This window comes from Pseudomonas sp. B3(2017), assembly GCF_002113595.1.
In the GTDB taxonomy this organism is placed as follows: Bacteria; Pseudomonadota; Gammaproteobacteria; order Pseudomonadales; family Pseudomonadaceae; genus Aquipseudomonas; species Aquipseudomonas ekonensis.
In genome coordinates this window covers 1-25,753 of record NZ_NEIU01000029.1, presented here as the reverse complement: position 1 = coordinate 25,753, position 25,753 = coordinate 1, and the positions used below count along the sequence as shown (strand labels likewise).

The following is a 25,753-nucleotide window of genomic DNA, read 5'->3' as shown; positions in this document are numbered from 1 at the left end:
GGTGACCGGCCATGAATCCAAAGGAAAACTACCTGCATGAGTTCTTCAGGATCTTCTTCGCCAACAAGCGGCTGGTGAAGCGTGTCTTCCTGATCTTCGCGGTGATCGCCCTGGCGCTGCCCCTGGTGCTCAAACAGAGTTTCGACATCACGGCCCAAGTGATCGTGCAGTCCAAGAAGCTCTCCCAGGGCGACGCCTCCACATCGCTGACCGTGGACAACGCCACGTTCATTCCGCCGTCGCTGGCGGACATGGAGACCGAGAGCAACATCCTGCGCTCCCCGGCGCTGATCCGTCAGACCATCGGCGAACTGCGGGACAAGGGCGAGTACACCCCGTCGCCGGGGATGTTCAACCGCCTGGTGAGCGAGCCGTTCAAGCGCTACGTCAGCTCGCCGCTGCGCGAACATGTGATCAACCCGCTGCGCGGCCTGCTCGGGCTTGAGACCGATCCGGTGCGCGACACCGCGCTCGACGCGCTCACCCAGCAAGCCATCGATAGCCTGAAGATCGAGACCCTGCCCGGCTCCAACGTGATCTCGGTCATCTACAGCTTCCCGGATCCGCACCAAGGCACGACCTTCGTCGCCGCCCTGCTGCAGAACTATCTGGTCAGCCGTCAGGCCTTGCAGTCGATCGACCTGCCGCAATCGTTCTACGAGTCCAAGAAGCACCTGTACCAGGTGCGCCTGGACGGCCTCGAAGGCACCCGCCAGGCGTTGCTGGAAAGCGTCGGCTCGTCGGACCCGAAGGAGGAAATCACCTTCCGCCTCAACGCGATCAACACCGAAGAGCAAGCGCTGAACCTCTACCAGGACCGCCTGCTGCAAAGCCAGCGCTGGCTCGAATACCTCAAGACCGCCCTGGCCGCCGCCAGCAGCAACAAGCTGGATGACTACTCGTTCCCCTACACCTTCACCACCACTGTGGACAACGTGGCGTTCGAGGATCGCGAGATCAAACAGCTGGGCGAGCAACTGACCACCCAGGTCAGCCGCTACATGAACGACCTGGCGGTGTTCCGCCCCGGCAGCGAACCGATGCTGCTGACCCGCGAGCAGATCGCCCGCACCCGCGCGCAGTTCCTCAAGATCGTCAGCAACCGCATCCAGGAGCGCACCAACGACCTGGCGGTGGTCACTCAGGTCATCAATCAGAAGACCGAGCGCATCGCCCAGTTCAAGGAACGCATCCGCCAGTTGCAGCAGACCCAGAGCAAGCTGCGCCAGATGGACACCGAGATCGACGCGCTGCACGCTGCGTTCTCGACCTACGCCCAGCGCTTCGCCGAAAGCAGCACCACCCGCTCGCTCAACGACGACCTGTCCAACGCCCGGGTGCTCAGCCCGCCGTTCGAGCCGACCGAGCCGGCCTTCCCCAAGCCGCTGCTGATCATTCCGTTCGGCCTGTTCACCGGCCTGCTGCTGGCGATCGCCCTGGTCTATGTGCGTGAGTTCTTCGACCACCGCTTCAAGCACCCTGCACAGATCAGCCACGAACTGGGCGTGCCGGTGCTGCTGGTGATCAACGACCAGAACGCGCTGCCGGGCAACCCGCACAAGAACTGGACCGTGCCGAGCTTCCTGCATTGGGTGCGCAATTGAACGCGCCGTCCTCAGCCAACACCGCCCTGCCGATCATTCACTTGCTCAGCAGCGGCGGGTTCTACGGCGCCGAGCGGATGCTGCTCGACCACTGCGTGGCCACGCCGGGTCGGCATCAGGTGATGTTCCTCGACGCGCCGCCGGAGCTGATCACGCGCTTTCGCCAGGCCGGGGTCGATGCGCAGGGCTGCGCGGGTTTCACCGCCCTGCTGCGGCACCTGCGCCAGCGGCGCGGCGAATACCCGCTGATCAACACCCACAACTTCAAGGGGCTGCTGTTCGGCTGGCTCGCCGCGACCCTGCTGCGCCTGCCGCTGGTGATCACCCAGCACGGCTTCACCCCGCGCAGCCGCAAGCAGAAGTTCTACACCTGGCTGAGCCTGCAACTGTGCCGCACCGCCTCGGTGAACCGGGTGGTGTGCGTGGCCGAAAGCATCGCGGCCCTGCACCGTCAGGCCAGCGTGCGCGCCGAGAAGCTGCAGGTGATCCCCAACGGCCTGCCGGCGGCAGAGGCCGCCGGCAAGGCACGGGCCGGCCGCCAGCGCCAGCTCGCCGGCTACGTGGGTCGGTTGAGCAGCGAGAAAGGCCCGGACCTGTTCCTCGACGCGCTGATCCCGCTGTGCCTGCACCACCCGCAGCTCGACGCGGTGATGCTCGGCGAAGGCCCGGAACGTGAGGCGCTGCAAGCGCGGATCGACGCCGCCGGCCTGCACCAGCGCATCCGTCTGCCGGGCTATCAGACCGACATGCGCCGCTGGTGGCGGCTGCTCGACGCGCTGGTAATCAGCTCACGCACCGAAGGCACGCCGATGATCCTGCTGGAGGCGATGCAGAGCGGCGTGCCGGTGGTGGCGTTCGGCGTCGGCGGGATCCCCGATGTGCTGGAGCACCGGCACAACGGCCTGATGGCGGCCCCCACCGACACCGCCGCCCTCGCCCGCCAGCTCGACAGCCTGCTGACCGACCCGGTGCTGGCCCGGCAGCTGCGCGACAACGCACGGCGCACGCAACAGGACCGCTACGACCTCAAGGCCCTGGCCGAACGCTGGTCGCAGCTGTACATCCGCACGGCACGGGAGGCACGCGCATGATTGTCCCGCTCTCGATCGTCAGTCTGCTCGGCCTGGTCTGCGTCGCCCTGCTGGCCAGCCCTTATCCGTACTTGGCGCCGGGCGCGGTGCTCGGCCTGGTGGGCGTGGCGGTGCTGTACCGCAAGCCGGCCTGGGGCCTGCTCGGCATCGCCGCGCTGGTGCCGTTCGAGGGTTTCTTCAAGGACAGTTCGCTGTCGGGCAGCAAGCTGCTCGGCGCGTCCCTGGCGCTGATCCTGATGCTGCAACTGGCGCTGCACCAGCTGCCGTCCGAGCGTCTGCGCAGCAATGTCTGGCGGTTCCTGATCGGCTTCATGGCCCTGTACCTGCTGAGCCTGCTCGACACCGACGACATGGGCATGTCCCTGGGGCACCTGCGCGAGCTGAGCGTCGGCCTGATCCTGTTCGTCATCACCCTGCTGATCGGCCGCGAGCTGAACCTGGACCTGTTCGCCCGACTGGTGACCCTGAGCGTCAGCGCCACGTGCGCCATGGCGATGTTCTCCACGAAGTTCCAGGACCAGGGCCGCGCCGCCGGCCTGCTCGAAGACCCCAACGCTTTCGCCCTGCTGATCGCGTTCGCCGTGCCCTTGGGCCTGCTGCTGGTGATCCGCAGCCCGAACCTGCTGCACCGGCTGTTCTGGGGCGGCTGCTGCCTGCTGTTGCTGGGCGGCATGACCAAGACCGAATCCCGTTCCGGGCTGGTGGTGCTGGCCCTGAGTCTGGTGATCGGTTGCTGGCATTACCGTGCGCAGCTGTCGCGCATCCGCCCGCGTCACCTGGGCTTCGCCATGCTCGGCGCGGCCATCGTGATTCCGCTGGCGATCTACGCGATGCCCGCCGGCTACCTGGCGCGCATCCAGTCCTTGAGCGTGCTCAGCGCCGGGGCCCGCGGCCACGACGACGAATCCCTGGGCCGGCGCGCCTCGTACATCGTGGTCGGCGGCCAGATGATCCGCGAGAACCCATTGCTCGGCTCCGGCCCCGGCACGTTCCCGCTGCACTACGCCACCACCGGCTACGCCAAGGCGTTTTCCGCCAACCGCAAGATCGGCGACCTCTACCGCCGTGCGCACAACACTTACCTTGAGATCTTCAGTGAACTGGGGATCCCGGCGGGCCTGCTGTTCGTCGGCATGCTCGCCCAGGGCCTGTACAACCTGATCCGCGCGCGGCGCGCGTGGATGCAGCGGCGCGACTGGGAGCAGGCTGACCTGATGACCCACCTGGGGATGAGTTTCCTGTCGCTGACCCTGTTCCTGATGTTCCTCAGCGCACCGAACCAGAAGTACGTGTGGATCATGCTGGCGCTCGCCAGCGTCCTGCGCCTGAAAGCCGAACAGGCGCCGCCGAGGGAGGCCCGCCCATGACCCGGATCAGCATCGTCATTCCCATGTTCAACGAGGCGCGGCACATCGGCCGCACGCTGCTGGCGGCACAGAAGGCCGCGCAGGCGGCCGGCGTCGAGTGCGAGCTGATCGTGGTCGACAATGGCTCCACCGATGACGGCCCGCAGATCGCCCGGCGGTTCGGCGCCCAGGTGCTGGTGCTGCCGGGGCTGATGATCGGCGCCCTGCGCAACCGCGGCACCGCCCGCGCCACCGGCGAATGGCTGGCGTTCATCGACGCCGACATCGAAATGCCCGAAGACTGGCTCGGCCCGCTGTTCGCCACCGAAGCCGTGGGCACCGCCGACGTGTTCGGGCTGGACCTGCACACGCCCGCCGCCGCGCCGTGGTACGCCGTGGCCTGGCAGCGCCGCACCCTGCGTCCGCAGACCCACATCGCCCATGCCGTGGACTGGCTGCCCAGCGCCAACCTGCTGATGCGCCGGCGCTGGTTCGACAAGGTCGGCGGGTTCGACGAGAACCTGCGCACCGGCGAAGACAAGGAATTCACCCTGCGCCTGAACGAACAAGGTGCGCGGCTGCTGTCGGTCAACGAAAGCGTGGCCCTGCACTGGGGCTACGAAATGAACTGGCGCGAGTGGATGGGCAAGGAAATGTGGCGCCAGGGCAGCCACCTGCAATTGCTGCGCACCCACGGCATGAGCCTGCGCCTGCTGCGCTTCCCGTTGCTGTCGCTGGTCGCGTGGCTGCTGGATCTGTTGGCGGTGTCCGCCCTGCTCAACGGCTTTCCCCATCACGCGGCGATCATGGTGATGCTGACCACCCTGCCGGCGCTGGCGCTCAGCGTGCGCCAGAGCAGCCGCCACCGCCACATCGGCCTGACCCTGCAACTGTGGGGGCTGCACTGGGTGCGCCTGCACCTGGCCGGGGCCGCGTTCATTCTCAGTCTGTGTCATTGGACCGCCAGGAGGCCTGCCCGTGGCTGAATTCATTTTCTGGACCTGCCTGCTGCTGCCGGTGTACGCCTACCTCGGCTATCCGCTGCTGCTGACCCTGCTCGCGCCGCTGTTCCCGGCCTGGCGCCACACCCCGGCGCCGCCGCTGAACGTCAGCGTGGTGATCGCCGCCCACAACGAGGCGCGGCACATCGAGCACAAGCTGCGCACCCTGCTGGCCCAGGACTACCGGCCGGCCACGCTGCAGATCATCCTGGCCAGCGACGGCTCCACCGACGACACCGTGGCCCGCGCCCGTACGGTCGACGACCCGCGCATCACCGTGCTCGACCTGCCGCGCCAGGGCAAGGCCGCCACCCTCAACGCCGGCGTGGCGCAGAGCAACGGCGACATCCTGGTGTTCACCGACGCCGACAACCAATGGTCGCTCGACACCCTCGGCCACCTGCTCGCGCCGCTGAACGACCCGCAGGTCGGCGCCTGCGCGGGGCACATGGTGATTCCGGTCACCGGCGGCGGCCTGAGCGTCGGCGACAGCCTCTACCGGCATTACGAAGGCTGGCTGCGCCGGGTCGAGAACCGCACCGGCTGCATGGTCTCGGCCGACGGCGCGCTGCTGGCCCTGCGCCGCGAGCTGTTTGAGAACGTGCCGGCGGAGGTCAACGACGACTTCTTCCTCAGCACCTGCGCACCGGCGAAGTTCAAGCGCATCGTCTACGTGCCCGAGGCCCAGGTGATCGACCACGGCGTGGACGATGCGGACAAACAGTTCCGCCGCCGCCAGCGCGTCACCGTCGGCGGCCTGCAGAGCCTGGCCCAGCGCCGCGAGCTGCTCAACCCGCTCAAGCACGGCCTGTACGCGCTGGCCCTGATCAGCCACAAGCTGATCCGCCGCCTGGCGCCGGTCCTGCTGCTGCCGTTGCTGCTGAGCAATTTCTGGCTGTGGGACGACCACGGTTTCTATCGCCTGAGCCTGCTGGCGCAGCTGCTCGGCTATGCCGCCGCCGTCGCCGGCCTGCTGGATTCGCAACACCGCCTCCCCAAACCGTTCCGCCTCGCGGCGTTCCTGCTGGTGACCCTGGCAGGCATGAGCATCGGCCTGTGGCAGTTCTTGCGCGGCCAACGCTACGCCCAGTGGAACCCTGAACAAAACCGATAAGAGAGAGGGCACAGCCATGGCGATCAAACAACTGATAAAACGCACCAGTGGCTGGCTGTACCTCAATTCGTCCGTGGGACGAAACCAACTGCACGGCGCCGGGGTGATCCTGATGCTCCACCGGGTGCTGGCCAACGACCGCGCCGCCGACCTGCCGCACCGCAACGAACTGTGCGTGGGGCCCAAGGCGTTCGAGCACCTGTTGGTGTGGCTTCGGCGCCATTTCGATTGCGTGCCGCTGATGGAGATCCTGCAGCCCAACGCGCTGCGCACCGAGCGCCCGCAAGTGGCGCTGACCTTCGACGACGGCTGGCGCGACAACGCGGTCAACGCCTTCGCGCTTTTGCAGAAGCACCAGGTGCCGGCCAGCGTGTTCCTGTCCACCGACTTCATCGGCAGCCGCCAGCGCTTCTGGTGGGAAAGCGTCGGCGAAACCCTGTGGGGCAGTCACGGCGAGAAGCCGCGCCAGCACCTGATCGAATGCCTGCATGCCATCGGCCATCCGCTGCCGGTGCTGGTGGACGACATCGACGTGAACCGGCGCAGCCTGTCGTTGCTGCATTACCTGCAAGACCTCAAGACCCTCGACCCGGCCATCCTCGAACGCCTGACCGACGAGTGCCCGCAAGAGGCGCTGCCCCAGGCGCTGGACTGGCACCAGGTGCGCGCGATGGAGGCGTCCGGGCTGGTGCGCTTCGGCCCCCACGGCGCCAGCCACGCCATCCTCACCGGCCTGGACGACGTGCGCCTGAACGAAGAGATCAGCCGCAGCCGCACCGCCCTGCACAACGGCTGCAACCGGCCGTTGCCGGTGTACTGCTACCCCAACGGCGACAACGATGCGCGGGTGCGCGAACACATCGCCAACCACGACTTCCCGTTTGCCCTGGGCACCGGCACCGGCATCTACCGCGGCACGGGCGATCCGCTGAACCTGCCGCGCTTCGGCGTCAGCCAGCGCACCGCGCGCAATCCTGAGCTGCTGTCGTGGCGGATCTTCCGTGGGGCGCGGCCATGAGCCGAGGCAACTACCTGCGCCACCTGGCCCTGAGCATGGGCACCAAACTGGCGATGATCGGCCTGCGCCTTTTGCGCAACGTGCTGCTGGCGCGGATCCTGGGCCCCAGCGAGCGCGGGCTGTTCGCACTGCTCAGTACCCTGCCGGACCTGATCAGCGCGGCCACCAGCGGCGGGCTCAATTCGGCGGTGGGCTATCAAGCGGCCAAACAGCGGCCGATGGGCCTTTTGCTCAGTCAGGTGCTGGTGTTCGGTTGCCTGCTGGCGGGGCTGCTGACCTTGCTGGTGGTGGCGCTGGTGCGCGAATTCGGCGCTGATCTGGACGTGACGGTGCAGTTGGGCCTGCTGGCTTGGCTGTTGCTGCTGGCGGTGCCGCTGACGGTGCTCAAGAGCGGCCTGCTGACCCTGCACAACGCCTCCGGCGGCGTGGTGGCGTTCAACGCCTTGCGCCTGGTGGAATCGCTGGCGCCGCTGCTGCTGTTCCTGGCGCTGTTCTGGATGTGGAAGGAATCGGCGCTGGAAGCGGCGCTGATCAGTTGGCTGACCGGCATAAGCCTGGTGGTGCTGGCCGGCTGGGTGTGGCTTGGTCGCGCGCAGCCCGTGCGCCTGCAATGGGACCGCGCCAGCCAGAACGAACTGCTGCGCTACAGCGCCCGCAGCCATCCGGACCTGTTGTTCCAGCAGGTGATCCTGCGCTCGGACTACCTGTTCATCGGCGCCCTGCTCGGCAGCGCCGCGCTGGGCCATTACGCCATGGCCAGCGCCGCCGCCGAACTGCTGCTGATCGTCCCGGAAGCGGTGACCACGCCGCTGATGAAACGCCTGCTGCAGCAGGACGAAGGCATGGATCGGCTCACCCCGCTGGCCCTGCGCCTGACCGCCACGGTGATGCTCGGCGCCTGCCTGACAATGGCGCTGATCGGCCAGTGGCTGATCGTCACCCTGTTCGGCGCCGCCTACCAGCCGGCCTACCCGGCCCTCTTGGCGCTGTTGCCGGGCCTGCTGGGGCTGTGCTACGCGAGCATCCTGCGCCTGGACCTGCTGGGCAAGAACCGCCCCGGCACGGTGTCGCTGCTGATGGGCCTGGGCGCGTTGCTCAACCTGGCGCTGAACCTGCTGCTGATCCCCGCCTACGGCATCGTCGGCGCGGCGGCGGCCTCGTCCATCGCCTACCTGGCGGTGACGGTGGCGATGCTGGTGCTGTACTGCCGGCTGAGCGGCGTGCCGTTCTGGAAGACCCTGATCATCCTGCCCAGCGACGTCGCGCCGATGTGGCTGATGCTGCACAGGAAAACCGCATGAGAAGCCTGGCCCTGCTGCTCGGCCTCGGCCTGTCGCTGGACGCCTTCGCGGCGGCGATGCGCTGGGGCGACATCCGCGACGGCAGCCTGTACCTGCAGGCGGACCGCCCGGACACGCTGACCGTGCGCTGGGCGCCGGCCTGGCAGGCCGACGCCAACGAAGAGCACCTGTACCTGCTCGACGGCCAGGGCAAGCTGCAAGGCGAGCGGCTGATCGCCGCCAGCGAAACCCGCGGCAGCCAGAGCTGGCCCCTGGCGCCGGGCGCGGCCAGTTACCGGTTGGAGATCCCCGGCTACAGTTTCCGCAATTACCGGGTCGAGCACGACGAGCGCACCGTTGCGCTGTTCGCCCCGGCCAAGGTGCATTTCTGCGCCGAGACCCGGGACGGCGACACCCTGTACTTCAAGGTCGCGCCGGGCGAACGCGCGGTGCTGGCGGGCAAGTTCCACGGCGGCGTCGACGCCCTGCAGGCGCAGCGGGTCGGCGACGGGCAGGCCCTCACACTGAAACTGGTGCCCTACCCGGCCTATTGGCAGTTCGACCAGGTGAGCCTGCCGGTCAGCGAGCGCGAACAGGTCTGGCGCCTGCGCCTGCAAGGCAGCGGCAAGGCGGCGTTCTGGCTCGACGGCACGGCCAACCTGTTCGCGCAGGCGCCCGAGCAGCTCAAGCCGCTGCGCGAAGACGACGGCCAGACCCGCCTCACCCTGCACGACAAAGTCCTGGGCCGCACGCCGGACCTGGGCGTCGCCCTGCCCTACGTGCTGCCGCCGCCCGCCAGCCATGCCGTGCTCGATGCGCTGAAGCCGGCGGCGGCCAGTTATTACAGCTTCGTCGACGTGACGACGAAGAACCCGCATTTCGAAGACGCGTTCCGCCAGGCCTATCAGGAACGCTTCGGCATCCGCCAAGACATCACCCTGCTCGCCGGCAGCCAACGCCAGGCCGACCTGCGCGCCGACACGCAAAGCAACGGCGGCCTCGACGCCTGGCTCGCCGGCACCCGTGCGCTGGGGGGCAAGGGCACCCACTACATCGGTTTTGCCGACGAGCCGAACCTCAACTACGCCAGCTACGAGCAGTACCGGGCGATCTTCGCCAGCATGGCCCGCCAGGTGCGCAGCGACCCGGCCAACGCCGCAGCCGGCGTGCGCATCGCGATGCCGGCCAGCGCGAGGCTGGTCAACGGACCGTTCGCCGACCACGCGGCGGACAAGCGCGGCCTCGACTGGGCGCGCCGTCTGCTGGACGAATCCGCCGCCCAGGTCGATGCCCTGGCCTGGCACGAATGGATGGTCCGCGACCTGCTCGCCACCCGCACCTACCGCGACAGCGTGCAGCGGGCCGCGCAACTGGTGGGGCTGGACGCCCACGGCGCGCCGCGCAAGGCGCTGCTGCTGGATCAGACCAACCTGTCCAGCGGCTCCAGCCTGAGCCCCTACGACCAGGACACCCACTACGCTTCGCTGTGGTGGGCGTCGGTGGTGATCAACGCCTCCCAGGACGGCCTGCTGACGATGCTCAACTGGTTCCAGGCCGCCGACGAGCCGCAGTACCCCAAAGGCATGATCCGGGTGCTGGGCGATGACCGTTTCGAACTCAAGCCGGTGGGCCTGGCCCAGCAGTTCATCCGCCAGCACTGGCTGCACCAGGTGCTGTGGCTGGACAACGACGCCTTCGAGGTCGATGCGCTGGCGATGGCCGGCGACGACCAACGCTCGCTGCTGGGCGTGAACAAAGGCACGCGCCTGCAACGGGTGGACCTGGGCGGCGCCAAGTGCCCGCTGAACAACGGCGCCCTGCGCTACTTCGGCGCCGACAACCGCAGCCGCGACGCACCCTTTCGCTGCCAGGACGGCCGCGTGCGCTTCGACCTGCCGGGACAGACCCTGTTCGCCCTGCGCTGGAGCGCCTCATGACCGCCCTTGTGATGTTCTGCCGCGCAGGCCTTCGGCCACGCCCTGCACCGTCATCAGGAGTGAACACCATGAATGCCCTGAAAAAACTCAGCGAGCGGATCCACCAGAAAGGCCTCAAGGCCACCTTCAAGACCCTGTGGAAGCGCTACGTGTTCTTCCACTGGGAACTGCTGTGGATGGAGCGCGACCTGGTCAGCCCGGTGCCGCCCCACAGCCTCAAGCCCTACCCTGCGCTGCGGGTGGTGAAGATCACCCCGACCAACACCGGTGCCTTCGCCCGCTACTTCGGCGACCGTGTCGGCACCATGGCGGAACTGGCCGCCGAAGGCCACACCGGGCACATGCACCTGGACGACCAGGGCGATGCCGTGGCGTTCATCTGGGGCTGCGCGCACAACTACTACGACCGCCATTACTACGGCTGCGAATTCCCGGTCAAACCCGGCGAGTTCTTCGAGTTCGGCGGCGAACTGACCCGCGCCTACTGGGGCACCGAACTGTCGGTGGATCTGCAGCTGGAGCTGTGGAAAGCCATGGCCGCCCAGGGCTGCGACAAAGTGGTGGACGTCTGCGAGTTCCACAACATCCCGGCGCTCAAGCTGCACCTGCGCATGGGCTACACCGAGCAGGGCCGGATCATGAACGTCTACGGCCTGTTCGGCCGCTGGCGCTTCTACCGCGAAACCCGCTACAGCGGCTCGCGCCTGGATGCGCTGCGCAAGCCTTCCCGTCCACCTGTCACCGCACCGGCGACCTGACCCTATGGCGCAATTCGAATGGCGCACCTCGCTGTGCGCACCCGACTTCCCGGCCGCGCAATACGAAGCGCTGCGCCTGCGGGTGACGGACCACACGCCGTTCAACAGCCTGGCTTGGCTGTGCGCGGCCGAACAGGCGCTGGGCGAGGACGAACGCCTGCACATTCTGCTGGGCTGGGAAGCGGACGAATTGCGCCTGTGCCTGCCCCTGGTGGCCGGGCGCGAACGGTTCGGCGGCTGGCCCTTCCGGGTCGTGCATCACCTGGGGCATCCGCTGGCCGACCGCCTCGCGCTGCTTTCGCAACTGGACGCCGCCGGCATGCGCCGGGCGCTGGCGCTGATCCGCCGGCGGATGCCCCACGCGCTGCTGCAACTCAACGAACTCACGGAGCCGGTGGGCGAGCCGAGCGCCCTCACCCACTGGATGGCCGTCAGCTCTACCGGCGAGCGGCGGCTGAGCTGCCGGGTGCCGGTGCACCTGATCAGCGACGCTGACCGCCAGGAAGTCTCCGGCGATCCGCGCTACAAGCTGCGCCGGGCGCGCAAACGGATCGCCGCCTGCGGCGCGGTGGTGCGGCGCATCGTGCCCGACGCCGACAGCATGGGCCCGCTGCTGCAGGCCATCGGCGAAGTCGAAGCGGTGAGCTGGAAAGGCGACGAAGGCGTCGGCATCTTCGCCACCGAGCGCAGCCGCCGCTGGATGCACAGCGCCTTCACCGCCCTCGCCGCCCAAGGCCGGGTGCGGGTGGTGACGCTGGAACTGGACGGGCGCTGCCTCAGCTACCGCCTGGGCCTGCTCGAACAGGGCCGGCTCTATGACTACAACCTCGCTTTCCTGCCGCAGCACGCGGACCTCGGCAGCGGCCGGGTGCTGCTGGAGGAATGGATCCGCTGGGGACTGGACGAGCACTGGCACTGGATCGACGCTTCACGGGTGAGCCTGGAGAACTCCAGCCACCAACTGCACGAACGCATGACCGGGCAACTGGAGCATTGGCGCTGGAGCTTCTACTCCTGGCGCCCCAGTGGCCTGCTGCTGGGCCTGGCGCTGCGGCTCTGGCAGCGGCTCAAGCCGGCGCTGCAGCGATGGCGGGCGCAGCGGGCGACGCCTGACGCCAAGCCTGCGCCGCACACCACCCCAACGACCACGGAGGGCGAACATGCCACGCCAAGTCATAGTCAACGCTGACGATTTCGGCCTCAGCCCGAACGAAAACTCGGTGATCTTCGGCGCCTTCAAGGCCGGGGTCATCAGCTCCGCCACCGCCATGGCCAACATGCCGGCCTTCGAGGCGGCCTGCGCCCTGGCCCGCCATCCGTTGCTCGAAGGCAGGGTCGGCCTGCACTTCAACCTGACCTACGGACGGCCCCTGAGCCAGGCCATCCTGGCCCGCCGCACCTTCTGCGACAGCCACGGCGTGTTCGACCTCAACCTGCCGCGCCACAGCCTGTGGCTGGGCCGTGAGGACCGCGAGGCGGTGCAGCAGGAATTGCAGGCGCAATGGCAGCGCTGCGTCGATCACGGCCTGCGTCCCAGCCATCTGGACTCCCACCAGCACGTGCACAACATCTGGCCGATCGGCGAGATCGTCGCCCGCTTCGCTGCCCGCCAAGGCGTGCCGGTGCGCCTGGCGCGCAACCTGGGGCAGAACCTCAACCTGCCCAAGCGCCTGTTCAAGGGCCTGCTCAACCGTCGCCTGCAAAACCTGGCCGGCGCCACGGCGGACTACGTCTGCACCCCGGTGGATCTGCGCGAGGCGCCCGCGCCGACCGACGGCGTGCTGGAGATCGTCGCCCACCCGACGCAGTTGACCGGCGACTTCGGCGACGCCTACCTGCAACCGGGCGAGTCCCTGAGCCGCGTTCTAGAGCGACGTCTGACGGGGGTTCCACGGATTTCCTACGCCGACCTGAACAAGGAACTGCTGCGCGGCACCGCTGTGCCTGAATGACTTACATACCTTGCAATACATTCGAAGATGGCACTTCGCAATGACTTTGCAGGCGTGATCTATACCCACAAAAAGCGTCATCCACCGCACCGGGCCTAGGCCACGGAGGGCAACATGAGCGTCATCGAAAAGCTGCGCGAGCGCATCAGACAAAAGGGCCTGGGCCGCACCTTCACCACCCTGTGGAAACGCTATGTGTTCTTCCACTGGGAACTGCTGTGGATGGAACGCGACCTGGTCAGCCCGGTGCCGCCGCACAAGCTGCGCCCCTACGAAGGCCTGCGCCGGGTGGACATCACGCCGGAGAACGCCACGGCGTTCGCCAAGCATTTCGGCGACCGCGTGCAGACCATGGCCGAACTGGCCGCCGAGGGCCATACCGGGCACATGTACCTCGACGCCGACGGCCACGCGGTGGCGTTCATCTGGGGCAGCGTGCGCGACTACCATGACCGCCACTACTACGGCTGCGAATTTCCGGTCAAACCCGGCGAGTTCTTCGAATTCGGCGGTGAAATGACCCGGGCGTACTTCGGCAGCAGCCTGTCGGTGGACGTCCAGGTCGCCCTCTGGGAAGCCATGGCCGCCCAGGGCTGCCACAAGGTGGTGGACGTCTGCGAGACCCACAACATCCCGGCGCTCAAGCTGCACATCCGCATGGGTTACCACGAACAGGGCCGCGTGACCCACGTCTACGGCCTGTTCGGCCGCTGGCGCCTGTTCCGCGAGACCCGCTACCAAGGGTCGAGGCTGGAGCCCCTGCGCAAGCCGGGCCGGCCGGTGGTGACGGCGGCGGCGCGGGCTTGACCGAGGCCTCCTACGACTCAAAGAAGCACTGCCTACATGAATTGATGAATGCTCAACGCATTGTGGCGAATGGGCTGACTGCCTGACCGTATCCATCTGGATACAGTCAGGCCATGACCTATCTCATCAAGCAAACACCGACTTTTGCGACATGGCACGCCTCAATCCGGGATCTCCGGGCCAAGATTGCTGTTGCCCGTCGCATTGATCGCGCCTCAGCAGGTAATCTAGGCGACATCAAGTCAGTAGGAGACGGCGTGTCCGAAATGCGTGTAGATGTCGGCTCCGGCTATCGGGTGTATTTCACCCTTCGAGATCGCATCTGCATCATTCTGCTGGCAGGAGGAGACAAATCATCGCAAGGCGCGGACATCAAGCGTGCCAAGAGAATGGCAAAGGAGGTTTGACCGTGAGTCAGGCTTTGACGGTTTTTGATATGGCATCACTGTTGAACAGTGACGAGGCCATCAGCGAATACCTTTCACAGGTGCTGGCTGACGGTGACAACGAAGAGTTTCTTCGCGCCATCGGTCATGTGGTCAAGGCGCGGGGCATGACCCAAGTCGCCAGGGATTCGGGAATGGGCCGTGAAAGCCTGCACAGAGCTTTCGCGCCTGGCGCAAAACCTCGATTCGATACGGTGCTCAGGGTCATTCATGCCCTTGGCATTGATCTGTGCGCCCAGCCGGGGCATGTGATCGATCACACCACTCACTGAATATCGGCTGGGGTTAGGGTGACCGCACATTTTGCGGGCACCTCGACTCACGAAGGGGCTACTGTCTTGATCTTGCCCCGCAGCGCCTTGACTGACGCCATCGCCAGCAGGCTGACTCCCACAAGATCTTGTGGAAGCGGGCTTGCCCCGGGCGGCGATCCGAAGAAGGAGCCGGGACATTCAGCGCTTTTCCGCCACCAAGGTGAAGCACATCGGCATCTGCGCCGTCTGCCCTTCGTAGCGGTCGTACAGTTCTTCGCGGTTGGAGTGCGGGTATTCCTTGAAGTGCGCGATGTTCAGCCCTGCGCCGATGGCGCCGCTGAAGATCGCGCCCAGGGTGTGCACGAACCAGTAGGACGGCGCGGCCTTCTGTTCGACCTTGCCGGCGTAGACGATCGGTTCTTCCTGCACGAACGGCGCTTCACGGAAGTAGGACGCGGCGAGGCGGTACGGATCTTCGGCCTCGGGGTCGAGCATTTCCAGGAACGGGTGGGTTTCGTAGATCACCAGGCGTGCGCCGGGCTTGAGCACCCGGGCGACATGACGCAAGAACGCGCCGATGTCGGGCATCCAGTTGAGGACGCCGATGGTGATCAGCGCCACGTCGAAGCGGCCGTCCAGCTCGGCCGGCAAGCGGTGGATGTCGGCTTCGATGAATTGCGCGTCGTGCGGTGAACGCGCGTTCAGCTCACGGGCCTGTTCGAGAAACGCCACCGACTGGTCGATCCCCGTGACCCGCTGCGCGCCCAACGCGAACAGCGACAGGCTTTCCCGGCCGTTGTTGCAGCCCAGTTGCACCACGTCCTTGCCGTCGACGCCGACCTGTTCCAGCAAGCCGCGCAGGGTGTCGTCCAGGCAGGAGAAGTCCGCTTGGGCGACGTCGGCCAGCAGGGCTTGCCAATCGGGCGTGTCGCGGTGGTGGCGGGCAGAATCGTTCCAGGCCTGACGGTTGCTGGCGACGGCGTCTTGAGGGTTCGGCACTTCCATGGCGCTCTCCGGGTGGTGCTCGTGATTGAGCGGCCCGAGTCTAGATCAGCCTGACGGCGCCAGTTGTTGGGAACATGTAACCGGCGGCGCGGCTATAGTTAACAGCCTTGGGGAAAACCGTTTCCACAGGTGCCGCCATGCGAACGCTCACTTGGTCGCTGTTGCCGGGCTGTCTGCTCGCCGCCGCTCAGGCCCAGGCGCTGGACAGCAACTTCAATTACTACGGGGCGGACCAGCCCTTCGCCCACCCCGCGCCGCCGTCGCTGTCGGCTGCGCCGCCGCGGACCTTCGACGACACGTCGCCGCAGGACTTCATCGTCATCCCGGACCGCCACGTGTTCCACGACTCGCAATTGCCGACGGTGGCCGACGCCACGGTGCGGGTGTTCGTGCGCACCTACGATGCCGAGCGCGGCATCTACGTCAACGACGAGGTGCTGGATCCCACTTGCCTGCTGGAGTGCCTCAGCCCTCAGACACAGTGATGGCCTCTGTGGAGGGCGGAGGGTCAGGCAGCAGAGCTGCCGGATGTGCCGGCCTCATCGCTTGCAGGCAAGCTCCTACAGGTTTTGGTGGTGTACATGAATCTTGCGAACACCCGGGATACCTGTGGGAGCCAGCCTGCTGGCGATGGCGGTGGGTCAGGCAGCAGAGATGCCGGATGTGCCGGCCTCATCGCTGGCAAGCCAGCTCCCACAGGTTTTGGTGGTGTACATGAATCTTGCGGGCACCGGGGATCCCCTGTGGGAGCCAGCCTGCTGGCGATGGCGGTGGGGCAGGCAGCAGAGATGCCGGATGTGCCGGCCTCATCGCTGGCAAGCCAGCTCCCACAGGTTTTAGCGGTGTGCCTAGATCCTGCAAACACCCGGGATACCTGTGGGAGCCAGCCTGCTGGCGATGGCGGCAACGCGGATCCTGCGTTCACCACTGACGCTTGTCAGGCCGGGCCAGGCCCAGCTTTTCGATGCGGTAGCGCAGCATGTCGCGGCTCAGGCCCAGCAGGCGGGCGGATTTGGTGACGTTCCAGTCGGTCTTGTCGAGCATCTTGCGCACCATGTCGCGTTCGACCTCCGGCAGGTTCATCGATTCGGTGTTGCTCGCCGGGCGCGGCTCGAAGTGCGGCATCTCGTGCTGGTGCAGCGCCGGCTCGTCCACCAGGCTCATGCACACGTTCAACTGGTGGGCGGCGATGGTGTCGGCCGGCGCCAGCAGCACGGTCTGCTCCAGCATGTTGCGCAGCTCGCGCACGTTGCCGGGCCAGGTGTAGCCGAGCAGCAGTTCTTCGGCCTGCTGGCTGAAATGCAGGTTCGGCTTGCCGTAGCGCTTGCCGTGGCTGGCAAGGAAGTGCCGGGCCAGCAGCAGGACATCGTCGCCCCGGGCATACAGGCGCGGCACCTTGATCGAAATGATCCGCAGGCGGAAGAACAGGTCCCGGCGGAACTTGCCCTGCTGCACCATCTGCTCAAGGTTGCAGTTGGTGGCGCTGATCACCCGCAGGTTGACCTTGCGCTCCTTGACCGAGCCGACCCGACGGATCGTGCGATCCTCCAACAACTTGAGCAGCTTGGCCTGGAGCACCAGATCCATTTCGCCGATCTCGTCGAGAAACAGCGTGCCGCCGTCCGCCGCTTCCACCAGCCCGACCCGGCGGTCCTTGGCGTCGGTGAACGCGCCCTTCTCGTGGCCGAACAGCTCCGATTCCACCAGGTTGGAGGGAATCGACGCACAGTTGAACTCAATGAACGGGCCCTTGCTGCGCGAGCCGTCGAAATGCAGCGCGCGGGCCACCAGTTCCTTGCCGGTGCCGGTCTCGCCCTCCACCAGCACCGGCGGCAGGTCGCCGCCGGTCATGCGCCGCTCGGCTTCGAGCAACTGGCCGAGGGTGTGCTTGAGGTGGTGCATCGGCGCCGACTCGCCGATAAGCGCCTGCACCCCGGACTTCTGCGCCTCGCGCTCCTGGTAGAACGACAGCGTGCGCTCCATCCGTTCGGTGGCCAGGGCCTTGTCCAGCAACAGTTTGAGCTCCGGCAACGCGACCGGTTTGGTGACGTAATGAAAGGCGCCCTCCTTCATCGCCACCACCGCATCTTCGACGTTGCCGTAGCCGGTCATCATGATCACTTTCAGATCCGGCGCGCTGATGCGCAGCTTCTGGATCAGATCGTGACCGCTCATGCCCGGCAGCGAATTGTCGGTCAGCACGACGTCCGGCATGAAGCTGCCCAAGTGCTCCAGCGCGTCTTCGGCCGAATGGCAGACCGTCACCTCGAAGTCCTTGCGCTCCAGGTAGGTCTGAATATTCTCGGCCAACAGTTCGTCATCCTCGACCAGCAGAATGCTGTGTTCCATATTCCCCTCCCGATGCCACTTTGAAGTTGAGACTGACGCGGGTTCCCTCCTGCTCTTTGCTGGTCAGGACGACCGAGCCCTGAAAACGCTCCATGATTCGCTTGACCAGCGCCAGGCCGACCCCGAGGCCGCCCTGCTTGGTGGTGAAAAACGGCTTGAACACCAGCAACTGCTGCTGGGTGCTCATGCCTTTGCCGGTGTCGGCCAGGGTCATGCGCACGCAGTCGGCCTGGGGCGCGTCGATGTCGATGCTCAGCACGCCGCCCTTGGGCATCGCCTCCAGGGCATTGGCGAACAGGCTATTGAGAATTTGCGTCAGCAGCACCCTTTGGCTGACGACCGGCGGGCAGCCGTCGGGCGTGAACCGCACCTCGACCCCGTTGCGCCGGATCAGCGCCTCGAACGCGCCGAGGGTGTCCTCGACCGCCGGCAGCAGGTCCACCGCCTCGCCGTCGTCGTGCATCGGCCGCAGCGACACCAGCAATTCGCGCACCCAGCGCGACATGCGGTCGACCTGGCTGATGATGTCGCCGATGTTGCGCTGCGCCCCTTGGCTGGCGACCTCCTGAGCGAGTTCGGCGCTGGAGCGGATGGTCGCCAGCGGATTGCGCAGGCTGTGGGCCACCGCCGAGGACATCTCGCCCAGGGCGACAAAGGTCTCGTTGCTGATCAACTGCTGTTGCTGGGTCTGCAGCAGGGCTGCGGCCCGGCGCACGATCCAGAACAGCCCCAGGTAGATCGCCGTCCCGCCCAACAGGGTCGCGACCCAGATCGAGGCGAAGCCGCGGTCGATGCGCTCCACCAGGTCCGCCGGCTCCTTGTAGATCTCGACCATGGCCACGACCTTGCTTTTGTCGGCGTTGAACATCGGGATGTAATTCTCGATGAACAGGTACTTGGGTTCCCGGGACAGCTTCTGCTCGGGCTTCTCGTCGTCGATCTTGTGGTAGCTGGACGACACCGGCACCTGCATCTCGAAGGACTCGTCCAGTTCGTCGTCATCCTCGAACTTCACCCCGATCAGGTCCGGGTTGGTCGACCAGATCACCGTGCGGTCCAAGGCGTAGACCGTGGCCAGCAGGCCGTCCGGCAGGTGTTCGACGTGGTCGAGGAACTCCGCCCGGGCGGCGACGTGGGCCACCGGGTCGACATCCGGATAGTTCTCGTCCTGGCGCGGGTCGAGCATCTCGCCCATGGTGCGTTGCGCGCTGATGCCGGCGTGGCGCATTTCGGCGTCGCCGATGGCCTGGACGAACTGCGCGGTGAGCAGCGCATCGCGCTCCACGCTTTCGGTGACCACGAACCGCGTGGAGACATAGCCCAGGCCCAGCGCCACCGCCGCGATGATGAAAAAACTGGCCAGCGAGAACCAGCGCAGCAGATTGAACTGTCCGCCCCAGAACCTGCCGGCGGCGGCCGTTTCCTTCGGCGCCGATGTTGTCTGTTCTTCCAGTCGCTGCATGGGGATGCCCTGGTGGTGTTGTATCAGGCCGGTTACAGCCGCCGTCACGACTGAGTGTAGGTGGCAATGGCTGCGGTACACGATCCGTTGATGCTATTTGGCCGCTATTGCATCCGGCTCACCGTTTCGCTGGCGGGGCCCGTGCCAATCGGCGCCGCGGCGCCGTCGGCCAGCGGTTGCGCAGAAGGATGCTGACGCTCGGTCTCGTCGCGCAGGAACTCGATGACCGATTGCGCCGACGCCTCGTCCAGGCGCAGGTTGGGCATCGGTATGCGTTCGTACTGTTCGAACAGCTGCACCGCGATCGGATCCTTTTCCGCCAGCATGCGGTCCGGTTCGCGGATCCAGCGGTTGAGCCACGCGGCGTCGCGCTGGCGGGTCACGCCGATCAGATCCGGGCCGATGCTGCGCATGCCGATGCCCTGGCCGTCCAGCGGGCCGAGGCTGTGGCACGAGGCGCAGCGGGTGCGGAACAGCTCCTCGCCGTTGCTCGGCGGACGGATTTGCGGGGCTTCGGCGTAGCTTTGCTCGGTGCTGGGCTCTTTCCAGTTGTGCAAGGTGTTGGCCAGTTGATCGGCGAGGATCCACGGGTTCTCGAACGGCGAGGCCTTCATCCAGCGTCCGGTGCTCTGGTTGCCGACGATCAGGCTCAGGTTGTGGTCCTTGTTGCGGCCATTGTCGACGCCTTCGATGAACAACCCCAATTTTTTGCGCAGGTCGGTCACGTCTTCGAATTCGCCGGTGAGGAATTGCCAGCCCGGCCCCACCTTGAACCGCTGGGCGTACGCCTTGAGCACTGCCGGCGTGTCGCTCAGCGGGTCGATGCTGATCGAGTAGAAGAAGATGTCCTGCCCGACCCGGTCCCCCAGCAGTTTCTGCACCTGGCGCAGGCGTGCGGTCTCCAGCGGGCAGGAATCGCTGCACGAGGTAAAGATGAAGTTGATCACCACCACCTTGCCTTTGATCAGGTCGTCGAAAAAACGCACCTGCCGACCGTCCTGGTCGGTCAGCAGGGTGTTGGGGAAATAGTCGCCGCCCCACGGGGTGGCGGCTTCGCTGGCCGGGGCCGGCGGCGCGGTGCCGGCTCCGGTGTCCGCCTGGTGCGCCACCAGCGCCTGCGCGCCGAGCAGGCAGGCCACCAGGGCCAGCACCCGATGCATGCCCCAGGCCTGGGAGCGCAGTGTCGACCGTTTCATCTTCGCTCCCTCCCGGTTCATGGCTTGACCACCACTTGCGGGCCGAAGCCGTCACCGCTGCGGAAGGTCGGCAGCGCGGCGGAGTTGACGTAGCGCACCCCGTCCCAGCTCGGCAGCGGCGTCGGCATCAGCTGCAGTTGCCCCGGTTTCTCAAGGTCCCAGCGCAGCAGCATCGAGTTGTCTTCGTGCTGGGTGTTGTGGCAGTGCTCCATGTAGGTGCCGGCGAACTCGCGGAAGTTGATCGCCATCTCCACACTGTCCAGCCCGTCGGCTTCGGAGCCGATGCGGTAGACGTCCTTGCGCGCCCATTTTTCCCACTCAGGCGGAGCCTTGCCGCCACGGCTGAGGATGATCCCCTCCTCGAAGTGCACGTGCACCGGATGGCTCCAGCCCTTGCCGCCGGCCTTGATGTTCCACACTTCCAGGGTGCCGATGCCGCTGACGCCGGCATCGGTCGGGCCGCTGGCCAGTTTGGTCGACGCATTGAGACGACGCGGATCCATGTGGAAGCCGAAGCCGCCGTCGGTCTTGATCGTCCACGGCGCCTCGTCGGTGCCGTCGGAGCGGCCGAAGGTGAAGGTGCGGTGCAGGGCCTTGGCCAGCAGGGCCTTGTCGGCGGCGTTGTCGCGGTGGATCTTCAGCGGGATCATCGTCAGCCCTTCGGCCTTGCCAGGCTTGGCCGGTTCATAGGCCGCCGGATCCATGGCCAGGTCCTGGCCGCTGTAGGACTTGACGTTGAGCTGCAAGACCTTGCCCACCGCCGGGTCGCCCCGGTCCCACTGCGGGCCCTTGCTGGTCTGCTTGATCACCGCCAGGTATTTCTCCGACAGCACGTCGGCCAGCGAGATGACCTCTTTGGGCCCCTTGCCGTCGTCCTGGGCCTGCAGGTTGACCACGAACAGCTTGTCGCCGGGCTTGATGCCGTTCTTCGCGAAGTTGACGATGATGTCGAACCGTTCGGCGATGCCCTGGGTCGGCAGGATCGCGTTGTGGTTCTGCTTGTCGCCGTCGGCGTCCAGGTCCATGGAGCCGTCGAACGGCACGCTGTGCTCCATGATGTTGCCGTCGTTGGCGATCATGTGGAACGGCACGCGGCTGTAGGACACGCCCGAGTTCTTCGGCCCCTGGAACTCGCCGCCGGAGCCTTTGACCTCACGCACGATGGCCAGCTTGAAGTAGCGCGACACCGAACCGTTGAGGATCCGGAACCGGTAGCTGCGCGCCCGCACGTCGAGGATCGGCCGCCATTGCCAGTTGACCAGCACCTGATCGCCGATGAAGCCGTCGGTGTTGAACGGGTTGAACCACAACTGGCCTTCCTGGTCCCAGGCCTTGTCGGCGAACACCAGGTTGATGTCGTAGTCGCGGTTGCCCCACGGCAAGGCGCTGCCGCTGGGCAGGCGCAGGTTGACGCCGTCGTTCACCGACTCGTTGCCCCGGTCGATGGCGCTGTAGTAGTTCATCATCGCCGCGTTGCCCTTGTAGACGTTCTGCGCGGTGAAATCGAGCATGTGGTCGTGGAACCAGTGGGTGCTCATGGTTTCCCGGTAGTCGCCGCGGATCTTGATGGTGCCGTGGTCGCAGGTCTTGAGGCCTGGCGTCATGTCGTTGACCCACAGGGTTTCGCCCGGGGCGCAGGGGAACGCGGCGCGCGGATCCTGGGCCTTGGTGTTGATGCTGTCGTAGCCGGCGAGCTGGATCGGCCAGCGGTAGTCGTAGAACTGGCCGGGGAAGAAGAACGCGTTGGCGTAGCCGTCGCTCTCCGCCGGGGCGTGGCCGTTGTGTTCGTGGGTGGTGATGGTGTGCAGGCCGAAGCCGCGGTTGGCCGACGGGTCGATCGGCAGGCCGTTGTAGTGACGCATCAGCACCGGCTGGCCGTAGCGCACCATCAGCAGTTTGGGCGGCAAGGTGCCGTCGAAGGTCCACACCGAGTTGTGGTTCTGCGCCGGCATGGCCGGGTGGAACCGCGCGTCGACGCCCTTGGCGGTGCCGTCGGTCGCCGGCACGCCGGCCACGTTGTGGTACAGCCCGCCCGGCCCGAATTCGCCGACCGCGTAGCCGTGCATCTGCCGGCCGTCACGCAGCCCGCCGTTCAGGCGCGCGCCGGTCTGCACGGTCTTGTAGGCCACCTGCGGGTAGAACTCGTTCCAGCGCTGATGGGCCCAGCCTTTTCCCGGCGGACGGCCCTCGGCGGAGGAGCCGATGTGGCGGTTGAGGAACAGTTCGATCTGCGCCTGCCACGGATTGCGGTCCACCACGTTGGCGAACTGGCTGGGGAACGGCGTCAGCCCGGGCTGACGCAAGAACGCATCCAGCGCGGTGCCGGGCGGTGCGCTGCGGGCGACGCTGTTCGGATCCTGCGCCGGCGCAGGTCCAATGGCCGCCGGCGGAAAGCCCAACGGCCCGGCAGGGGTGGTCGGGTCGAGTTTTTCCGGGCCGAACTCTTCGAACAGGGTCAACTGCTGGGTGAACGGCTGGGCGCCGTACAGCGGGCTCGGCTTGCCGTTGGTGGGGTAGTTGAAACTGGTCTGCACCCGCGGCGGCAAGATGTTCTCGGTGCGGGTCGAGTCGCGCGTGCCTTTGACGCCGTTGGGCAGGTCGAAGGAATCGACGTTGGCCTCGGGCATGGTCAGGATGGCGTTCAGCGCCGTCGGCTCGTCCGCCGGCTCGTCGTAGTAGGCGGAAGGGTCGGAGGTCTCCGGCTGGCTTTCGTCGTCGATGGGGCTGGCCCGGACGGCCATGGTGCCGAGGGTCAATGCCAGAAAGACGCTCAGCGGCGTCAGCAGAAATGGCTTGCAGGGGTAACGCGTTGTTCTGTCCATCACCAGCCGCCTCGTCAAAAGGAAGGGGTGATGGTGTTTTGCAATTACCTCGCCAAAGTATTAATTCCTTTTTAAACAACGAGTTAGAGACGCCGTTGAATTCCCCACTCCCCGGTGACCGGGGCCTGACACCCAGTGATGGGGAAAGTTCAGATTGTTTTTTGCGGTCATTGGATGAGCTGGAACGCCAGACAGACAGTGGTACCCTCGCCCTCGCGGCTGTCCAGGGTCACGCCGCCGCCGAAACGCTCCATGATCCGTTTCACCAGCACCAGGCCCACGCCGAGACCGCCCTGCTTGGTGGTGAAGAACGGCCGGAACGCCATGCTGCGCTGCTCCTCGTTCATGCCCTTGCCGGTGTCGCTGAGCATCACCGTCACCCTGCGGCCGTCGCCGGTCTCCAGGCTGACGGTCAGCGTGCCGCCCTTGTCCATCGCCTCCAGAGCATTGGCCAACAGGCTGTTGAGGATCTGCGTCAGCTGCACCGGTTGGCTGAGCACCATCGGCGTCTCCTGCGGGTGGAACACCACATGGACGCCGGCCTTGGCGATCTGCTGCTCGAACGCCATGAGGCTATCGTGCAGCGCCGCCACCAAGTTCACCGGCTCCGGGTCATCGTTGAGCGGGCGCAGCGATTGCAGCAGCTCGCGCACCCATTTGGACATGCGGTCGACCTGGCCGATGATGTCCTTGATGTTCTTGTGCGCAGGCCCCGCATCGAATTCCAGCGCCAGCTCGGCGCTGGAACGGATGGTCGCCAACGGGTTGCGCAGGCTGTGGGCCACTGCCGAGGACATCTCCCCCAGCGCGACGAAGGTTTCGTTGGCGATCAGTTGCTTTTGCTGCGCCGCCAGCAGGATCGCCGCCCGCCGCACGATCCAGAACAGCCCCAGGTAGATCAGACCGCCGCCGAGCGCGGTGGCCAGCCAGATCAGCACCAGCCCGCGCTCCATGCGGCTGATCAGGTCCTTGGGTTCCTTGTAGATTTCCACCATCGCCGTCACATGCTCGCCCTCGGCATCGAACAGCGGGATGTAGTTCTCGATGAAGATGTACTCCGGCGGCACGACGAACTTCTGCTCTTCGCGGCCCTTGTCCACGTCGTGGTAGCTGGCGGACACCGGGATCTTCTCGTCGAAGGCCCGGTCCAGGTCTTCGTCGGCATGGATGCGCGTGCCGATCAGGGCCGGGTTGGTCGACCAGATCACCTGCCGGTCGGGGGCGTAGATGTTGGCCAGGATCACGTCCGGCAAGTGCGCGACGTGGTCGAGGAATTCGTCGCGGGCATTGGCCCGGGCGGCGGGATCGACATCGGGAAAATCGTTGTCATGGCGCGAGTCGAGCAGATCGCCCATGGTGCGGATGTTGGGGATCGAGACATGCCGCACTTCCGCCGAGGCGATGGCCTGGATGAACTGCGCGGTCAGCAGCGCATCGCGCTGTACGCTTTCATCGATCACGAAACGCGTCGACACCGCCCCCAGCGCCACGGCCACCGTGCCGATCACGGCCATGCTGATCAGCGAAAACCAGCGCAACAGGTTGAACGGCTGCTTGCGCGAGCTCAGGCGAAGGCTGCCCTCCTCGGTCGGAAGCGATGGTGACTGCATGTTCATGGCGGCGACTTCCCGATACGTCCCTATAGGTTTATAGCCCACGGTTGGGGGATTGCCCGAAAGCGGGTGCCCACCGCAAACCGCGACCAATGGGGCATTCACCGACAGTCGGCCTTGCGCCATTCACTGTGGGAGCCGGCTTGCCGGCGATGAGGCCGGCACACCCGGCATCCTCATCGCCTGACGCGCCGCCATCGCTTGCAGGCAAGCTCCTACACAGTTCGGCGGTGTTCGCGGAACTGGCAGACCACCGCAAATCCTGTGGGAGCCATCGCAGAACTGGCAGACCACCGCCAATCCTGTGGGAGCTAGCTTGCTAGCGATGAGGCCGGCACACCCGGCATCCTCATCGCCTGACCCACCGCCATCGCTGGCAAGCCAGCTCCCACAGGGTTCGATGGTGTTCGCAGAATTGGCAGACCACCGCAAACCTGTGGGAGCCAGCCTGCTGGCGATGAGGCCGGTACAGCCACCATCTTCATCGCCTGACGCGCCGCCATCGCTTGCAGGCAAGCTCCTACACAGTTCGGCGGTGTTCGCGGAACTGGCAGACCACCGCAAAACCTGTGGGAGCCATCGCAGAACTGGCAGACCACCGCCAATCCTGTGGGAGCTAGCTTGCTAGCGATGAGGCCGGCACTGCCGACACCCTCATCACCTGCCCCACCGCATCCCCGCCGCGCACTGCCCCCACC

General features: G+C 66.3%; 21 protein-coding genes. 15 read left to right on the top strand and 6 right to left on the bottom strand.

Annotation, left to right across the window (positions count from 1 at the left end; genetic code table 11):
• The first annotated feature begins 11 nt into the window (after nt 1–11).
• The 14 genes from CAG33_RS26740 to CAG33_RS26675 all read left to right on the top strand — a co-directional run bounded on the left by CAG33_RS26740 (nt 12) and on the right by CAG33_RS26675 (nt 14,626).
• Nucleotides 12–1,604, top strand: a complete 1,593-nt coding sequence (locus CAG33_RS26740; RefSeq protein WP_085586746.1) for a Wzz/FepE/Etk N-terminal domain-containing protein — start codon at nt 12–14, stop codon at nt 1,602–1,604.
• Entirely contained in the window at nt 1,601–2,695 is a 1,095-nt protein-coding gene (locus CAG33_RS26735; protein WP_085586745.1) for a glycosyltransferase family 4 protein, read from the top strand. The genes CAG33_RS26740 and CAG33_RS26735 overlap by 4 nt, the downstream gene beginning before the upstream one ends.
• Complete coding sequence (locus tag CAG33_RS26730; protein ID WP_085586744.1) at nt 2,692–4,062, top strand: O-antigen ligase; 1,371 nt, start codon at nt 2,692–2,694, stop codon at nt 4,060–4,062. The genes CAG33_RS26735 and CAG33_RS26730 overlap by 4 nt, the downstream gene beginning before the upstream one ends.
• Complete coding sequence (locus CAG33_RS26725; RefSeq protein WP_085641151.1) at nt 4,059–5,027, top strand: glycosyltransferase family 2 protein; 969 nt, start codon at nt 4,059–4,061, stop codon at nt 5,025–5,027. Before CAG33_RS26730 ends, CAG33_RS26725 begins: the two co-directional genes overlap by 4 nt.
• Nucleotides 5,020–6,156, top strand: a complete 1,137-nt coding sequence (locus tag CAG33_RS26720; RefSeq protein WP_085641148.1) for a glycosyltransferase — start codon at nt 5,020–5,022, stop codon at nt 6,154–6,156. The genes CAG33_RS26725 and CAG33_RS26720 overlap by 8 nt, the downstream gene beginning before the upstream one ends.
• Before the next feature lie 16 nt (nt 6,157–6,172).
• Nucleotides 6,173–7,174: a polysaccharide deacetylase family protein gene (locus CAG33_RS26715; protein ID WP_085586741.1), complete on the top strand. Its 1,002-nt coding sequence runs from the start codon at nt 6,173–6,175 to the stop codon at nt 7,172–7,174.
• On the top strand, nt 7,171–8,475 hold the full coding sequence (locus tag CAG33_RS26710) for a lipopolysaccharide biosynthesis protein (protein ID WP_085586763.1): 1,305 nt from the start codon (nt 7,171–7,173) through the stop codon (nt 8,473–8,475). The genes CAG33_RS26715 and CAG33_RS26710 overlap by 4 nt, the downstream gene beginning before the upstream one ends.
• On the top strand, nt 8,472–10,391 hold the full coding sequence (locus tag CAG33_RS26705) for a hypothetical protein (protein WP_085641146.1): 1,920 nt from the start codon (nt 8,472–8,474) through the stop codon (nt 10,389–10,391). The genes CAG33_RS26710 and CAG33_RS26705 overlap by 4 nt, the downstream gene beginning before the upstream one ends.
• Before the next feature lie 68 nt (nt 10,392–10,459).
• On the top strand, nt 10,460–11,149 hold the full coding sequence (locus tag CAG33_RS26700; RefSeq protein ID WP_085586739.1) for a GNAT family N-acetyltransferase: 690 nt from the start codon (nt 10,460–10,462) through the stop codon (nt 11,147–11,149).
• 4 nt (nt 11,150–11,153) lie between these two features.
• Nucleotides 11,154–12,338: a GNAT family N-acetyltransferase gene (locus CAG33_RS26695; protein WP_085633998.1), complete on the top strand. Its 1,185-nt coding sequence runs from the start codon at nt 11,154–11,156 to the stop codon at nt 12,336–12,338.
• On the top strand, nt 12,310–13,101 hold the full coding sequence (locus CAG33_RS26690; RefSeq protein WP_085633997.1) for a ChbG/HpnK family deacetylase: 792 nt from the start codon (nt 12,310–12,312) through the stop codon (nt 13,099–13,101). The genes CAG33_RS26695 and CAG33_RS26690 overlap by 29 nt, the downstream gene beginning before the upstream one ends.
• A 114-nt stretch (nt 13,102–13,215) precedes the next feature.
• The gene (locus CAG33_RS26685) at nt 13,216–13,908 is read left to right on the top strand and encodes a GNAT family N-acetyltransferase (RefSeq protein WP_085586736.1); all 693 of its coding nucleotides are present in this window, start codon (nt 13,216–13,218) and stop codon (nt 13,906–13,908) included.
• Between the two features lie 113 nt (nt 13,909–14,021).
• Nucleotides 14,022–14,315, top strand: a complete 294-nt coding sequence (locus tag CAG33_RS26680) for a type II toxin-antitoxin system RelE/ParE family toxin (protein ID WP_085586735.1) — start codon at nt 14,022–14,024, stop codon at nt 14,313–14,315.
• 2 nt (nt 14,316–14,317) lie between these two features.
• The gene (locus tag CAG33_RS26675; RefSeq protein ID WP_085586734.1) at nt 14,318–14,626 is read left to right on the top strand and encodes an addiction module antidote protein; all 309 of its coding nucleotides are present in this window, start codon (nt 14,318–14,320) and stop codon (nt 14,624–14,626) included.
• Nucleotides 14,627–14,806: 180 nt separating this feature from the next.
• Here the strand turns inward: CAG33_RS26675 and CAG33_RS26670 are convergent, their stop codons facing one another.
• On the bottom strand, nt 14,807–15,613 hold the full coding sequence (locus CAG33_RS26670; RefSeq protein WP_085633996.1) for a class I SAM-dependent methyltransferase: 807 nt from the start codon (nt 15,611–15,613) through the stop codon (nt 14,807–14,809).
• Between the two features lie 137 nt (nt 15,614–15,750).
• Here CAG33_RS26670 and CAG33_RS26665 point away from each other — a divergent pair, with 137 nt between their 5' ends.
• Nucleotides 15,751–16,098: a hypothetical protein gene (locus CAG33_RS26665; protein ID WP_085633994.1), complete on the top strand. Its 348-nt coding sequence runs from the start codon at nt 15,751–15,753 to the stop codon at nt 16,096–16,098.
• 436 nt (nt 16,099–16,534) lie between these two features.
• Here the strand turns inward: CAG33_RS26665 and CAG33_RS26660 are convergent, their stop codons facing one another.
• The 5 genes from CAG33_RS26660 to CAG33_RS26640 all read right to left on the bottom strand — a co-directional run bounded on the left by CAG33_RS26660 (nt 16,535) and on the right by CAG33_RS26640 (nt 25,058).
• Nucleotides 16,535–17,962, bottom strand: coding sequence for a sigma-54 dependent transcriptional regulator (locus CAG33_RS26660; RefSeq protein ID WP_085586731.1), 1,428 nt, complete (start codon nt 17,960–17,962; stop codon nt 16,535–16,537).
• On the bottom strand, nt 17,931–19,424 hold the full coding sequence (locus CAG33_RS26655; RefSeq protein WP_085633992.1) for a HAMP domain-containing sensor histidine kinase: 1,494 nt from the start codon (nt 19,422–19,424) through the stop codon (nt 17,931–17,933). The genes CAG33_RS26660 and CAG33_RS26655 overlap by 32 nt, the downstream gene beginning before the upstream one ends.
• A gap of 104 nt (nt 19,425–19,528) precedes the next feature.
• Nucleotides 19,529–20,620 carry an SCO family protein gene (locus CAG33_RS26650; protein ID WP_256575596.1) on the bottom strand — a complete coding sequence of 364 codons (1,092 nt, stop codon included), beginning with the start codon at nt 20,618–20,620 and terminating at the stop codon, nt 19,529–19,531.
• Between the two features lie 17 nt (nt 20,621–20,637).
• Nucleotides 20,638–23,442, bottom strand: a complete 2,805-nt coding sequence (locus CAG33_RS26645; RefSeq protein WP_085633990.1) for a multicopper oxidase domain-containing protein — start codon at nt 23,440–23,442, stop codon at nt 20,638–20,640.
• A 167-nt stretch (nt 23,443–23,609) separates the two neighbouring features.
• Nucleotides 23,610–25,058: a sensor histidine kinase gene (locus CAG33_RS26640; protein ID WP_085586727.1), complete on the bottom strand. Its 1,449-nt coding sequence runs from the start codon at nt 25,056–25,058 to the stop codon at nt 23,610–23,612.
• Nucleotides 25,059–25,753: the final 695 nt, after the last annotated feature.